The organism is Proteus appendicitidis, from assembly GCF_030271835.1.
GTDB lineage: Bacteria > Pseudomonadota > Gammaproteobacteria > Enterobacterales > Enterobacteriaceae > Proteus > Proteus appendicitidis.
Genome location: NZ_CP127389.1, coordinates 3,154,747 through 3,168,467, shown reverse-complemented (window position 1 = coordinate 3,168,467; position 13,721 = coordinate 3,154,747). Strand labels below are relative to the sequence as shown.

The 13,721-nt window shown below is 38.6% G+C and carries 10 protein-coding genes; 6 read left to right on the top strand and 4 right to left on the bottom strand.

The features are described from left to right. Position 1: 1 nt before the first annotated feature. Positions 2–1,054, bottom strand: a complete 1,053-nt coding sequence (locus tag QQS39_RS14660) for an ABC transporter substrate-binding protein (protein ID WP_285804808.1) — start codon at positions 1,052–1,054, stop codon at positions 2–4. 217 nt (positions 1,055–1,271) lie between these two features. Between QQS39_RS14660 and htpG the strand changes: the two genes are divergently transcribed. The 5 genes from htpG (at position 1,272) to QQS39_RS14635 (ending at position 7,821) form a co-directional block, all read left to right on the top strand. Further along, complete coding sequence (htpG, locus tag QQS39_RS14655) at positions 1,272–3,149, top strand: molecular chaperone HtpG (protein ID WP_196735987.1); 1,878 nt, start codon at positions 1,272–1,274, stop codon at positions 3,147–3,149. A gap of 182 nt (positions 3,150–3,331) precedes the next feature. Beyond that, complete coding sequence (gene adk / locus QQS39_RS14650) at positions 3,332–3,976, top strand: adenylate kinase (RefSeq protein ID WP_109371369.1); 645 nt, start codon at positions 3,332–3,334, stop codon at positions 3,974–3,976. 168 nt (positions 3,977–4,144) lie between these two features. Further along, the gene (gene hemH, locus QQS39_RS14645; RefSeq protein WP_151435907.1) at positions 4,145–5,125 is read left to right on the top strand and encodes a ferrochelatase; all 981 of its coding nucleotides are present in this window, start codon (positions 4,145–4,147) and stop codon (positions 5,123–5,125) included. 163 nt (positions 5,126–5,288) lie between these two features. Continuing rightward, positions 5,289–6,407 (top strand): LPS O-antigen length regulator Wzz(fepE), encoded by a 1,119-nt coding sequence (gene wzz(fepE) / locus QQS39_RS14640; RefSeq protein ID WP_151435906.1) that lies wholly within the window; start codon positions 5,289–5,291, stop codon positions 6,405–6,407. A 103-nt stretch (positions 6,408–6,510) separates the two neighbouring features. Next, positions 6,511–7,821 (top strand): inosine/guanosine kinase, encoded by a 1,311-nt coding sequence (locus tag QQS39_RS14635; RefSeq protein ID WP_285804807.1) that lies wholly within the window; start codon positions 6,511–6,513, stop codon positions 7,819–7,821. Between the two features lie 119 nt (positions 7,822–7,940). Here the strand turns inward: QQS39_RS14635 and ybaL are convergent, their stop codons facing one another. Together ybaL and QQS39_RS14625 are read right to left on the bottom strand one after the other, a co-directional pair. Then, the gene (ybaL, locus tag QQS39_RS14630) at positions 7,941–9,701 is read right to left on the bottom strand and encodes a YbaL family putative K(+) efflux transporter (protein WP_151435904.1); all 1,761 of its coding nucleotides are present in this window, start codon (positions 9,699–9,701) and stop codon (positions 7,941–7,943) included. A gap of 238 nt (positions 9,702–9,939) precedes the next feature. Then, positions 9,940–11,178: an MFS transporter gene (locus tag QQS39_RS14625; protein ID WP_285804806.1), complete on the bottom strand. Its 1,239-nt coding sequence runs from the start codon at positions 11,176–11,178 to the stop codon at positions 9,940–9,942. Positions 11,179–11,439: 261 nt separating this feature from the next. On the opposite strand from QQS39_RS14625, the gene ushA reads away from it, so the two are divergent. Continuing rightward, complete coding sequence (ushA, locus tag QQS39_RS14620) at positions 11,440–13,104, top strand: bifunctional UDP-sugar hydrolase/5'-nucleotidase UshA (protein ID WP_151435902.1); 1,665 nt, start codon at positions 11,440–11,442, stop codon at positions 13,102–13,104. A gap of 120 nt (positions 13,105–13,224) precedes the next feature. Here ushA and ybaK read toward each other — a convergent pair whose 3' ends face one another. Next, on the bottom strand, positions 13,225–13,704 hold the full coding sequence (gene ybaK, locus QQS39_RS14615) for a Cys-tRNA(Pro)/Cys-tRNA(Cys) deacylase YbaK (protein ID WP_151435901.1): 480 nt from the start codon (positions 13,702–13,704) through the stop codon (positions 13,225–13,227). Positions 13,705–13,721: the final 17 nt, after the last annotated feature.

The following is a 13,721-nucleotide window of genomic DNA, read 5'->3' as shown; positions in this document are numbered from 1 at the left end:
CCTATTCCTTCCCTTGATATTGAGTGCGATAGAATTTTTGATACCAATCATTAGCGGCTTTTTGCATATCAATATCGCTAAATTTTTCAGGATAGAGTTTTTTTGCCATCCACAATTCACCGATTGCCATGGCTTCTGGCATTGGATAACCCCATGCTTTTGCATATTCAGGCATTAAATAAATTCGGTTATTTTTAACTGCACTAATCACTTGCCAACGAGCATCTTGTTTGATTTCATCAACAACTTGAGGGTATCTGTCTTGGATAAAGATAACTTCAGGGTTCCAATCAATAATTTGTTCAAGAGAAACTTGTTTATACCCTTTAACTGTTGACGCTGCGACGTTGAAAGCACCTGCATGTTCCATCATAAGCCCGGTGTATTTGCCAGAGCCATAAGTGGTTAAGTCAGGATTGGCCATATAGGCACGGACGCGTTGTTCTTTGGGGATATTTTGTAAGCGCTGACTAACTTGCTCACGCTGTTTAAAGGTATCGTTAACTAATGCTTGTGCATTTTCTGATTTATTGACGATATCACCAATCAATAAAATCCCTTCTTTTAGCCCTTCGTTATAAGCCTGTTCTTCGTTTTGTAATGTTGGATTAAGCTTTGATTTATCGTCGTTACTCTCTTTACGTAATGAAATTGCAACAACAGGAATACCCAATGCAGAAATCTTATCAATCATCTCTTTAGGGGCATAATTGGTGACAAAGACGACTTGAGGTTGCAGTTTGACTAAGCTTTCAGCATCAAAACTGGTGAGATCGCCAACTTTAGGTGTTTTTTCTAGCGATGGTGCTAATTGTGCATACCCATCACCAAGTTGTTGCTTCCAGTTGGACATCACTCCAACAACTTTATCCGTTGCATCAAGTTGAACCAGTAAGTTTAGTGTTTGATGTTGTAAAACCACCGTTCTTTCTACTTTGTCTGGAATGGTAACGGTGCGACCAATTTGGTCTACGATTTGTCTATCTGCATAAGAAAAAGAAGAGAGGGAGAGTAAGCCAATACCTAATAAACAGTGCTGTAATAATGCTTTCATAGTCATAAACCTAAGTTAATATCGCTGTATAATAAAATATACAGCTAAAAATAGACAGCAAGTATTATTTTGGCTCAAACTTTAATCATATAAGATGTGTAATCACTTTTATTAGCTTAATTTTTTACTCAACCCTTGAAACTTGCTTAACTATCCCCACTTTTTATTCATATTGATTTTTTTCGCCAAATTAGGATTAATTGAGGTAAAAATGAGTATGAAAGGTCAGGAAACAAGAGGATTTCAGTCAGAAGTTAAACAACTTCTTCAATTAATGATCCATTCTCTTTACTCCAATAAAGAAATTTTCCTTCGCGAATTGATTTCGAACGCATCAGATGCGGCTGATAAATTGCGTTTCCGTGCATTATCAGATGCTGCGCTTTATGAAAATAACGGCGAGTTGCATGTGCGCATTTCCACTGATAAAGAAGCGCGTACTCTGACTATCAGTGATAATGGTATTGGTATGACTCGTGATGAAGTCATTGATAATCTCGGTACTATTGCAAAATCAGGTACAAAATCATTCTTAGAATCTATCGGACAAGATCAAGCTAAAGATAGCCAACTAATTGGTCAGTTTGGTGTTGGATTCTATTCTGCGTTTATCGTTGCAGATAAAGTGACAGTACGCACTCGGGCTGCTGGTGAAAGCGCAGATAAGGGTGTTTTTTGGGGATCTGAAGGCGAAGGTGACTACACCATTGCTGATATTGAAAAAGCTGATCGTGGTACTGAAATTACGCTTCATTTGCGTGAAGGTGAAGATGAGTATTTAGATGATTGGCGCCTGCGTAGCATTATTAGTAAATATTCCGACCATATTTCTCTGCCCGTTGAAATTGAAACGAAAAATGAAGAAGACGGCACAGTAACATGGGAAAAAATTAATAAAGCACAAGCGCTGTGGACTCGTAATAAAGCTGAAGTGAGTGATGAAGAGTATAAAGAGTTTTATAAACATATCTCTCATGATTTTGCAGATCCATTAAGCTGGGTACATAACCGAGTAGAAGGTAAGCAAGAGTATACTAGCTTATTATATGTGCCTTCAAAAGCGCCTTGGGATTTATGGAACCGCGAACAACGTCATGGTTTAAAACTGTATGTACAGCGCGTCTTTATTATGGATGAAGCTGAGCAGTTTATGCCTAATTACCTACGTTTTATCCGTGGGTTAGTGGATTCTAATGATTTACCACTAAACGTTTCTCGTGAGATTTTACAAGATAGCTCTGTTACACGTAATTTACGTAGCGCATTAACCAAACGTGCATTGCAAATGTTACAAAAATTGGCAGAGAACAAGCCAGAAGAGTATCAAGCATTCTGGAAAGAGTTTGGTTTAGTCTTAAAAGAAGGTCCGGCAGAAGACTCATCTAACATTGAAACTATTGCAAAATTACTGCGTTTTGCGTCAACGCATAACGACAGTGATGCTCAAACTGTTTCACTGGAAGATTACGTTAGCCGTATGGTCGAAGGGCAAGAAAAAATCTATTACATCACTGCTGATAGCTATGCTGCTGCGAAAAACAGCCCTCATTTAGAGCTGTTCCGCAAAAAAGGTATCGAAGTACTGCTGTTATCTGATCGTATTGATGAGTGGATGATGAATTACCTGACTGAGTTTGATGGCAAATCATTCCAGTCTGTCAGTAAAGCAGATGAATCTCTTGATAAACTTGCTGATGAAGAGAAGCAAGAAGAGCAAGAAGAAACTGATAAACAATTAGCGCCTTTTGTTGAACGCATTAAAACCTTATTAGGGGATAAAGTTAAAGATGTGAAATTAACACATCGTTTAACAGATACTCCGGCAATTGTGACCACCAGTGCTGATGAAATGACAACACAAATGGCCAAATTGTTTGCAGCCGCTGGACAAGAAGTGCCAGAAGTGAAATACAACTTTGAGCTGAACCCTAATCATTCATTAGTGAAACAAACAGCAGAACTCACAGATGAAGCACTGTTTGCCGATTGGGTAAATTTACTACTGGATCAGGCTTTATTTGCTGAAAGAGGCTCTTTAGAGGACCCAAACCAGTTTATTCGCTTAGTGAATAAACTGTTAGTTCAAAAAGCGTAACTGTTTTCGTTTTCAAACATTTAAACCACGTTTATCTGAAAAGAGAGCGTGGTTTTTTCTTTTTCGATAAAAAATAAAATGCAATCGCTACCGTGATTTGTTGAGCGATGACCTCACAAAATGGTATGGTAATGCGTTTTCGAGTTTAAATATAAAAAATTAAATGCAAGGGGATTTACGCGATGCGTATCATTCTGCTAGGCGCTCCAGGCGCTGGTAAAGGCACTCAGGCTCAATTCATTAAAGAAAACTATGGTATCCCACAGATTTCAACTGGTGATATGTTACGTGCGGCAGTAAGTGCAGGTACAGAACTAGGACTGAAAGCAAAAGCACTGATGGACAATGGTCAGTTAGTGACTGATGAATTAGTTATTGCGTTAGTGAAAGAGCGCATCAAACAAGACGATTGCCGTAATGGTTTCTTGTTGGATGGGTTCCCAAGAACAATTCCACAAGCTGATGCAATGAAAGAAGCGGGTATCAACGTGGATTTCGTACTGGAATTCGCTGTACCTGATGAAATTATTGTTGATCGTATTATTGGTCGTCGTGTTCACGCACCATCAGGCCGTGTTTATCATGTGAAATTTAATCCACCTAAAGTGGAAAATCGTGATGACGTGACGGGTGAAGAATTAACAACGCGTAAAGATGACCAAGAAGAAACGGTTCGTAAACGTTTAGTTGAGTACCATACTCAAACTGCACCGTTAGTTTCTTATTACCAAAATGAAGCTAAAGCAAACAATGCGAAATACTTCAAAGTTGATGGTACACAAAAAGTAAGCGAAATTAACGCTGAACTGAAAAGTATCCTTGGCTAATTCGTCATTGTGATGATTAATCCCGGTAGAGCCGGGATTTTTTTATCTTAAAAATAAGAAGATGAGATAAAAAGCACGATCCAATAAATTGACAAGCACAATCCATTATTTTCCTTTATTCTTCTACCTTTTGGTTATCCTAATAAAATAACTCTAAGGAGTCATAGTATGAATAATGCTCAGTATGGTGTTCTTTTGGTTAATCTTGGCACACCTGATGCGCCGACAACGGGGGCTGTTCGACGTTATTTGGCTCAATTTCTTAGCGATCCTCGTGTTGTTGATGTTTCTCCTTTGATTTGGAAACCAATATTACAAGGGGCGATATTACCGTTTCGCTCACCTAAAGTGGCTAAGTTATATCAACAGATTTGGATGGATGATGGCTCCCCCCTTTTAGTTTTTAGCCGAGCGCAACAACGCGCTGTTGCTCAGCGATTACCTAATATCCCCGTGGAGTTAGGGATGTGTTATGGCAATCCATCACTAAATGAAGGGGTTGAAAAACTATTACAACAAGGCGTTGATAACATTATTTTGTTACCACTTTACCCTCAATACTCTTGCTCTACTTCTGCCGCGGTATTTGATGGTGTCAGTCGAATTTTTAAAGACATGCGTACAATGCCTTCTCTTCACTTTATTCGTAGTTATCCTACACATCCGCTTTATATCAAAGCACTGGTCACCTCTATTGAGAAAAGCTTTCAGCAATATGGTAAACCCGATCGCTTAATTCTCTCTTTCCATGGTATTCCTGAGCGTTTTATCAAAACAGGTGATATTTATTATGATGAATGTTGTCTCACAACAGAAAAACTGAAAGAACAATTAGAGGAGCAATTAGGTTATCCTAAAGAGCAAGTCATGTTGACATTCCAGTCACGTTTTGGCCGTGAACCTTGGTTATCGCCTTATACGGACAAAACGATGGAAAAGCTGGGAAGTGAAGGGGTTGAACATGTGCAGGTTGTATGCCCGGGATTTTCATCTGATTGTTTGGAAACATTAGAAGAAATTAATGAACAGAACCGAGAGTTCTTTATGCATGGTGGTGGAAAACAGTATGAATACATTCCTGCATTAAATGATGCTCCAGAGCATATCGACTTGTTAGAAGCGATGATCCGAGAGGTATGCAAAAAATAATTGCTGAATTCAATAAATAAAATTATCGGATTTGGTGATATATTAATTTGATCATATTTCAGTTATATATAAACTTATCTTTTCTCATTTTTTAAGTCTTTTAGTGGAAATCGCTAAAAGTGCTGATAAACGGACACTGCATTACCTAAATTTAGGCAGGAAAATGAATAGTAAGCTTTCAAAACCACAATCTTCAGAAATTGATAAAGGGCAGTTTGAGGATTTCTATCTAAAACAGAATGATGAAATCGATCTTTTTGAATTATTTTCTGTTATTTATAAATCAAAATTTGTCATTATTGGTATCACGTTATTATTTGCTATCGTTGGCTTTACTGTTGCAAGCTTTTTACCACAAAAATGGACGAGCCAAGCTGCAATTACCAAGCCAATGCTTGATGAAATGAAGCAATTAAGAGCCACATTGACCGAACTTAGCTTGGTGGATGTTGATACTGGTGTGAATGGCTCATCTGTTTATCAAAAGTTTATCAATAACTATAACTCTCGTGTTTTACGTGAAGAATATTTAATAAGTACAGACTATTACAAAAGTTTGCTGGCTAAAATGGAAAATCCAACACCATTGGATCAGCGCAAACTAATTGAAGAAATTGTCACCAAAGACATTAATTTAAAAGCTTCAGATAGTAAAAACAGTGAAGAAGAGTTTAGTGGTGAAATCAATTTAAGCTTTACCGCCCCAACCTCTGAAGAAGCTTACGATTTACTTTCTGGTTATATTCGCTTTATTTCTACCAAAGTACGCGTGGAAGTAAAAGACGAAATTGATGACCAAATTGAACGTAAATTAAGTTTTGCGCAAAAAGCCTATGAAATGGATTTAGAGCGTATCGCTAATGCGCGTAATGTAAATGTGCAACGTTTAAAATATGCGTTAGAAATTGCTAATGCCGCTGGAGTGAAAAAACCTATTTCCAGTGAAGGCGCACAAATTAAAGATGATCCTGATTATTCGATTGCCATGGGTTCTGATGCTTTAACAAGTAAATTAGCGATTACTGAAGCTATCACTGATCCAACAACAGTGAGCGCTGATCTGAAAAACCGCTTATATAATATGAAACAGTTAGAAAAAGTGAAATTAGACGAGCTTCAATTTGTACCGTTCAAATATATGTTGAAGCCTTACGAACCGACTAAAAAAGACGCACCTAAACGCGCTCTGATTTTAGTTGGTGCCGCTTTTGTTGGTTTCATTCTGTCTGTTATGGGTGTTTTACTGAGCTATATGGCAAGAAGCCGTCGTAAAACCGCATAAAAATATCTTTAAATAAGTAGGTGTACTGACGTACACCTACTGTCTCTCCCATAATATTGTGTTAACATTGCGCATCTTTTTTAGCTGTGTAGCATCGTTCACAATGAAATTCCCTGGCAAACGAAAATCCAAACACTATTTTCCCGTTAGTTTACGAGATCCTCTATTACAACCCATCATCAATATGACGGAGAGCGAATCCTCTCGCGCTTATATCGTGGGTATTGACCAAACATTGGTTGATATTGAAGCGAAAGTTGATGAAGAGTTTATTAACCGTTATAACTTGAGTCAGGGACACTCTCTTGTTATTGAAGATGATGTCGCAGAGGCACTTTATCGTGAGTTAACAGATAATAATCTGATAACACACGAATTTGCTGGTGGCACTATTGGTAATACGCTACATAACTATTCTGTATTGGCTGACGACCGCTCTGTGTTATTAGGCACTATGTGTAATAACATTCAGATTGGTAGCTATGCTTATCGTTATTTATGTAACACCTCTAGCCGTACTGATCTCAATTACCTCCAAGGTGTTGATGGTGCTATTGGGCGCTGCTTTACGCTGATCACGGAAAATGGTGAACGCACATTTGCTATTAGCCCCGGTCAAATGAATCAACTTAGACCTGAAAGCATTCCGGAAGAGGTGATTGCAGAAGCCTCCGCATTGGTGTTAACGGCTTACTTAGTTCGCTGTAAACCTGGTGAACCGATGCCGCTAGCAACCATGAAAGCGATTGAGTATGCGAAAAAATATGATGTGCCTGTCGTTCTCACCCTTGGTACAAAATATGTTATTGCCGATGATCCACAATGGTGGCGTGATTTCTTAAAAGAGCACGTTTCTGTTGTCGCCATGAATGAAGATGAAGCTTTTGAATTAACCGGGCATGCAGATCCTCTGTTGGCTTCTGATGTCGCTTTAGAATGGGTTGATTTAGTGCTTTGTACTGCGGGACCTGCGGGTCTTTATATGGGCGGTTATACAGAACACGACTTTAAGCGCCAAACCACACATCCTTTATTACCGGGTGCGATTGCTGAATTTAATCGTTATGAATTTAGTCGAGCAATGCGTCGTAAAGATTGTGAAGAGCCAGAGAAAGTCTATTCTCATATAGAACCTTATATGGGTGGCCCTGAAAAGATCATGAATACAAATGGTGCGGGTGATGCCGCATTATCAGCATTACTGCATGATATTACAGCAAATAGCTATCATCGCATTAATGTGCCAAATTCAAGTAAGCATCCTCGGACTTATTTAACTTACTCATCATTAGCGCAAGTATGTAAATATGCTAACCGAGTGAGTTATCAAGTGTTAAGCCAGCATTCTCCACGCTTGACGCGCGGTTTACCTGAAAAAGAAGACAGCTTGGAAGAAGCTTATTGGGAACGTTAAGTTGATATTGTTTCTAAGTCTTGTTTTATCAGTGTGAAATAAAAAAAACCTATCAACATTTATTGATAGGTTTTTTATTGACTTAAATTCTATGGATTTAAGTGATTACCTGTGTTTGATTATTGCGCTGCACTTGGTGCAATGATTTGTTGACCATTTTCAGGTGTATCATCAATAGCACAACCAAATTCAACTTCTTTAATTAGCATATCCGCCATTGCAGATGCTGTTTGATCTTCATCGATAACAACGTGATTTGCACCTTTTTCAAGGATAAAAGAAGCTTCTTCATCATAGTTAGCTCGCACGATAATATCGTCAAAATGGGCGCGAACAATGATATTTAAATCAGGGTTCATACTTCTTGCCGTTTCAGCGACATCAGCTGCTTCATAACCATTAGGTATCGTCAGTAATAAAGATTTTGCACAATCAATACGGGCTAAAGCAAGTGACTCTTTAGTCGATGCATTACCCAGTACGGTGTTTAAACTTTTCTCTTTTAACTCAGCAAATTTATTACGACTATTTTCGATAATCACTAATGGAATAGATTGAGCTAATAATTTTTCAGCTAGCATACTTCCTGCACGTCCATAACCGACGATAATGGCGTGACCACAAATATCAACTGGGACAGGCATCTCTTCTTCCAGTTCTTCTTGTTGTAGCTGTTCCATTTCTTCTTTGGTTTCTGTTTTTGCCAGATAACGGTCTAATAAAGAGAACAGAACTGGGTTTAGCATAATCGAGACTAAAGCACCGGCTAAAACAAGATTACGTGCATCTGGCTCTAAAACGTTTAGCGCCACACCAAGACCAGCAAGAATAAAGGCAAACTCACCAATTTGAGCAAGGCTGGCTGAAATAGTTAAGGCGGTACGTCTGGAATGTCCAAACATGCGTACAAGAACTAATGCAGCGGCTGATTTACCAATAATAATGATAGCCAGTGTTGCTAAGATCCCAAGAGGGTGCTCAATTAATACCATTGGGTCAAATAACATGCCGACAGACACAAAGAACAGCACCGCGAAAGCATCTCTCAGCGGTAAAGTATCTTGAGCCGCTCTATGGCTTAATTCAGACTCATTCAGCACCATACCCGCAAAGAATGCCCCTAATGCGAAGGAAGCATCAAATAAGGTTACAGCGCCATAAGCGATACCTAAAGCTAGGGCGAGTACACTTAGTGTAAATAGCTCACGAGAGCCAGTTGCCGCGGTTTTAGCTAAAATCCAAGGAATAAGCTTACGACCAACAATCATCATGATTAAGATAAAGGCTATCACTTTACCGATGGTGATACCTAAATTGATCATGAGTTGAGAAATATTGGTTTGATCGCTACTTTCTAGCATATTGGCGATAGCAGGGAGTAAAACAAGGGCTAACACCATTGCTAAGTCTTCAACAATCAACCAACCAATAGCAATTTGACCTCGTTGGCTATCAATCAGGCCTCTTTCTTCAAGCGCGCGCAAAAGAACAACGGTACTTGCCGTTGATAGGCACAAACCGAATACAATGCCACTAAATAAGCCCCAGCCAAAAAATGCTGATAATCCGAGTCCTAATAGTGTTGCTACTGTAATTTGGGCAATAGCACCCGGAATAGCGATGGCTTTTACTGCCATCAGATCTTTTAATGAAAAGTGTAAACCTACACCAAACATAAGCAGAATAACGCCAATTTCAGCGAGTTCAGGAGCGAGAGATGTATCAGCGACAAAGCCGGGAGTAAATGGACCAGCGAGTACACCCGCAGCAAGATATCCTACTAAAGGTGAGATTTTTAGCCGTTGAGCGATCATGCCTAAAATGTAAGCAAGTGCTAACCCACCAACAATGGTGGTAATGAGGGGTGTTGAATGCGGCATCAATTCTCCTTCTTTTTATAAAACTACATGTATCGGGGGGCGAGTAATATAGCAGGCTGATAGTTTAACGTATTCATGCAATAAATTCGCTAAAAATTATCGATTATTTATAAAAATAGCAAGTTGATTGAGTTTTTTGATGCAAATGCACTTTTTTATGTTATTTTAATCAGTCTTATCTTTTAAAGTAAGAAATACCCTGTTACTAGTTCATTTAGATAACAGGGATAATTACAAGCTATTCAGTTTTATCCACCCCAATATTAGGAAGAAAAATGGTGAAAATACCTAATAGTGGGAGATAAGCACAAATATGATAGACATATTCAATACTCTTCTGATCAGCAACATATCCTAAGACCGCTGCACCAATCCCTCCCATCCCAAAAGCAAGTCCGAAGAAAAGCCCTGAAACCATGCCTGTTTTACCCGGAATTAACTCTTGAGCATAAACTAAGATAGCAGAAAATGCTGAAGCCAAAATCACACCAATGAATACAGTAAGTACGCCAGTCCAGTAAAGGCTAGCGTAAGGGAGTATCAGCGTAAAAGGCGCAACACCAAGAATAGATCCCCAAATAACGTATTTTCTGCCAATCTTATCGCCTACGGGACCACCAATCATGGTGCCAGCGGCGACAGCAAAGAGGAAAACAAAGAGGTGGATTTGTGCATTTTGTACTGAAACGCCAAATTTATGTATTAAATAGAAAGTATAGTAGCTACTGATGCTCGCAAGATAAAAATACTTAGAAAAAATCAGAATAAGTAAAATGGCTAAAGAGCCAAAAAGGGCTTTACGTGGCAATATTGCTTTGTTGTTTAGCACTATTGGTTGTTTTTTCTGAGCTTCTTGTTGAATTTTATACCAACGGCTCACTTGTAATAGCACTATAATGGCCAGTAATGCCGCAAGGGAGAACCAACCGACATTGCCTTTGCCATAAGGAGCAATCAGTAAAGCCGCTAAAAGAGGACCTAAAGAGCTACCTAAATTGCCCCCAACTTGAAAGAGTGATTGTGCCAGCCCGTGTCTTCCACCTGATGCCATCCTTGCAACACGAGATGATTCAGGATGAAAAACAGAAGAGCCTGTACCGACTAATCCTGCTGCAAGTAATAACATTGGGAATGTATCAGCAAAGGCGAGGAGAACAAGCCCTGTTAGCGTAAAACCCATACCAATAGGTAATGAGTAAGGCTTAGGATATTTATCAGTATAAAGACCAATAAAAGGCTGTAATAAGGATGCTGTAATTTGATACGTCAACGTTATCATTCCTATTTGCACAAAACTGAGAGAAAATTCAGATTGCAACATAGGATAAATAGCTAATATCAATGATTGGATCATATCATTGAGAAGGTGTGAAAAACTGATAGCAGTTAAAATACTAAAAACCGTATTACGCTTATTGGCTTTTCGTTGTAAAACGTCAGTTTCTTCTATGGGAAGCGTTGGTTCGGCATTGCTCATTTTAATTCCCTGTCACATTATTTTGTTAATAAATTGTTTCTATTTTTATTGGTCTAGTTTACATCTATTTGGAGTTGAGTGCTTTTGTGAGAAATAGAGTTTGATTCATGTCTCAAAAAAACTATTGGATCAATGAAATAATAAAAAAATTATATAACCTACGTCATAAAATACAGCAAAACTGTTTAACTTCTGTCTTCTTTTTCTACTGTAGAACCATGGCAGAACCTTCTCAATAAATAATATACATGGGGATATACCATGAGCTTATCTTTTAAATTATCAGCATGCGCCTTGACAGTTTCTTTAGCGATGGCACCTGCGATGTCTCAGGCATGGGAAAAGGATAAAACCTACGAAATTACTATTTTGCATACCAATGATCACCATGGCCATTTCTGGCATAACGATCATGGCGAATATGGTTTAGCGGCACAAAAAACGGTTGTTGATAACATTCGTGATGAAGTGGCTAAAAAAGGCGGTAGCGTACTGCTGTTATCAGGTGGTGATATCAATACGGGTGTACCAGAATCTGATTTACAAGATGCTGAGCCTGATTTTAAAGGTATGAATCTTGTCGGTTATGATGCAATGGCACTTGGCAACCATGAATTCGATAATCCATTAGAAGTTTTACGCCAACAAGAAAAATGGGCAACATTCCCATTCTTATCTGCAAATATTTATCAAAAAAGTACGGGTGAGCGTTTATTCAAGCCTTACACCATTTTTGATAAGCAAGGTGTAAAAATTGCAGTATTAGGCTTAACGACTGATGATACTGTGCGTATTGGTAATCCAGCAAACTTCCCTGATACTGAATTCCGCAAACCTTCTGATGAAGCTAAAAAAGTTGTAGAAGAACTGCGTACAACGGAAAAACCAGACATTATTATCGCAGCAACTCATATGGGTCACTACGATGATGGTAATCACGGCTCTAACGCACCGGGCGATGTGGAAATGGCGCGTGCGTTACCAAAAGGTTACCTTGATATGATTGTGGGTGGTCACTCACAAGATCCTGTTTGTATGTCTCAAGAGAATAAAAACTACAAACAAGCTGATTATGTACCAGGAACACCTTGTGCTCCAGATAACCAAAATGGTACATGGATTGTTCAGGCTCATGAATGGGGTAAATATGTTGGTCGTGCAGACTTCGAATTCCGTAATGGCGAGTTTACGTTAAAACATTACCAATTAATCCCAATCAACTTAAATCAGAAAGTGAAGAAGGACGACGGTACAACTGAGCTTGTTTACTATACAAAAGAAATTCCTCATAACCCTGAAATGATGAAACTGCTGACACCTTACCAAGAAAAAGGTGGCGAGCAACTGAATGTTAAAGTGGGTGAGGTTGTTGGTAAATTAGAAGGTGATCGTAGTAAAGTTCGCTTTGTTCAAACCAATATGGCACGCCTATTATTATCAGCTCAAGCTGAACGTGCGAATGCAGACTTTGCCATTATGAGCGGTGGTGGTGTTCGTGATTCTATTGAATCTGGTGATATCACTTACAAAGATGTTCTGAAAGTTCAACCATTCGCGAACGAACTGGTTTATGTTGATTTTAAAGGTGAAGAAGTCGAGCCTTATTTATCAGCTGTTGCATGTATGAAAGTTGACTCTGGTGCTTATGCGCAATTCTACAATGTTAGCTTAACAGTAGATGCAGACTGTAAAGTTAGCGATGTTAAAATTGCGGGTAAACCATTAGATAAAACAAAATCTTACCGTATGGCAACACTCAACTTTAACGGTATTGGTGGTGACGGTTATCCGAAAATTGATACGCACCCAGGTTATGTAAATACTGGTTTCGTTGATGCTGAAGTATTAAAAGGTTATATCGAATCACACTCTCCATTGAAAGCTGATGATTTCGAACCTAAAGGCGAAATTGTTTACAAAAAATAAATCTTACTAGCCATGCTTAATAGACAAAAGGCGACATTTAATGTCGCCTTTTATTTTGAGTTTAAATCACATTAATTTCTTATTTTGAGGGAGAGCCTTAAAATAAAAAATCATTATGGGTTATGACTCTTTACGAATAAGTGCAAATTGGGCGCCTAATACAGAGCCTAAATCTTTTGCTGATAATTCAATATCTAAGCCACGTTTACCACCCGAAACAAAGACAGTGTCAAATTCAAGTGCTTGTTCATCAATCACTGTTGGTAAGCGTTTTTTCTGACCTAGTGGACTAATTCCACCCACTAAATAACCCGTGACCTTTTGTGCAATTTGGGGATCTGCCATATCTGCTTTTTTGGCTTTAAAACACTTAGCAACGAGTTTTAAATCTAACTGACCAGAAACGGGTGTTACTGCCACAGCAAGATTTTTAGCATCACCATTTAAAGAAACTAAAAGTGTCTTGAATACTTGGCGATTATCTAAACCTAATTTTTCAACAGCTTCATCACCAAAATTATGGACATTAGCATCATGCTCATAAGGATGAAGGGTAAATTTGATTTTTTGTTTTTCCAGTAAATTTACAGCGGGAGTCATAGTTATTCCTACTTATA

Excerpts from the sequence above, each read along its gene's own strand:
- QQS39_RS14660 (WP_285804808.1), bottom strand. The coding sequence starts at position 1,054 with ATGAAAGCATTATTACAGCACTGTTTATTAGGTATTGGCTTACTCTCC.
- htpG (WP_196735987.1), top strand. The coding sequence starts at position 1,272 with ATGAAAGGTCAGGAAACAAGAGGATTTCAGTCAGAAGTTAAACAACTT.
- adk (WP_109371369.1), top strand. The coding sequence starts at position 3,332 with ATGCGTATCATTCTGCTAGGCGCTCCAGGCGCTGGTAAAGGCACTCAG.
- hemH (WP_151435907.1), top strand. The coding sequence starts at position 4,145 with ATGAATAATGCTCAGTATGGTGTTCTTTTGGTTAATCTTGGCACACCT.
- QQS39_RS14635 (WP_285804807.1), top strand. The coding sequence starts at position 6,511 with ATGAAATTCCCTGGCAAACGAAAATCCAAACACTATTTTCCCGTTAGT.
- ybaL (WP_151435904.1), bottom strand. The coding sequence starts at position 9,701 with ATGCCGCATTCAACACCCCTCATTACCACCATTGTTGGTGGGTTAGCA.
- QQS39_RS14625 (WP_285804806.1), bottom strand. The coding sequence starts at position 11,178 with ATGAGCAATGCCGAACCAACGCTTCCCATAGAAGAAACTGACGTTTTA.
- ushA (WP_151435902.1), top strand. The coding sequence starts at position 11,440 with ATGAGCTTATCTTTTAAATTATCAGCATGCGCCTTGACAGTTTCTTTA.
- ybaK (WP_151435901.1), bottom strand. The coding sequence starts at position 13,704 with ATGACTCCCGCTGTAAATTTACTGGAAAAACAAAAAATCAAATTTACC.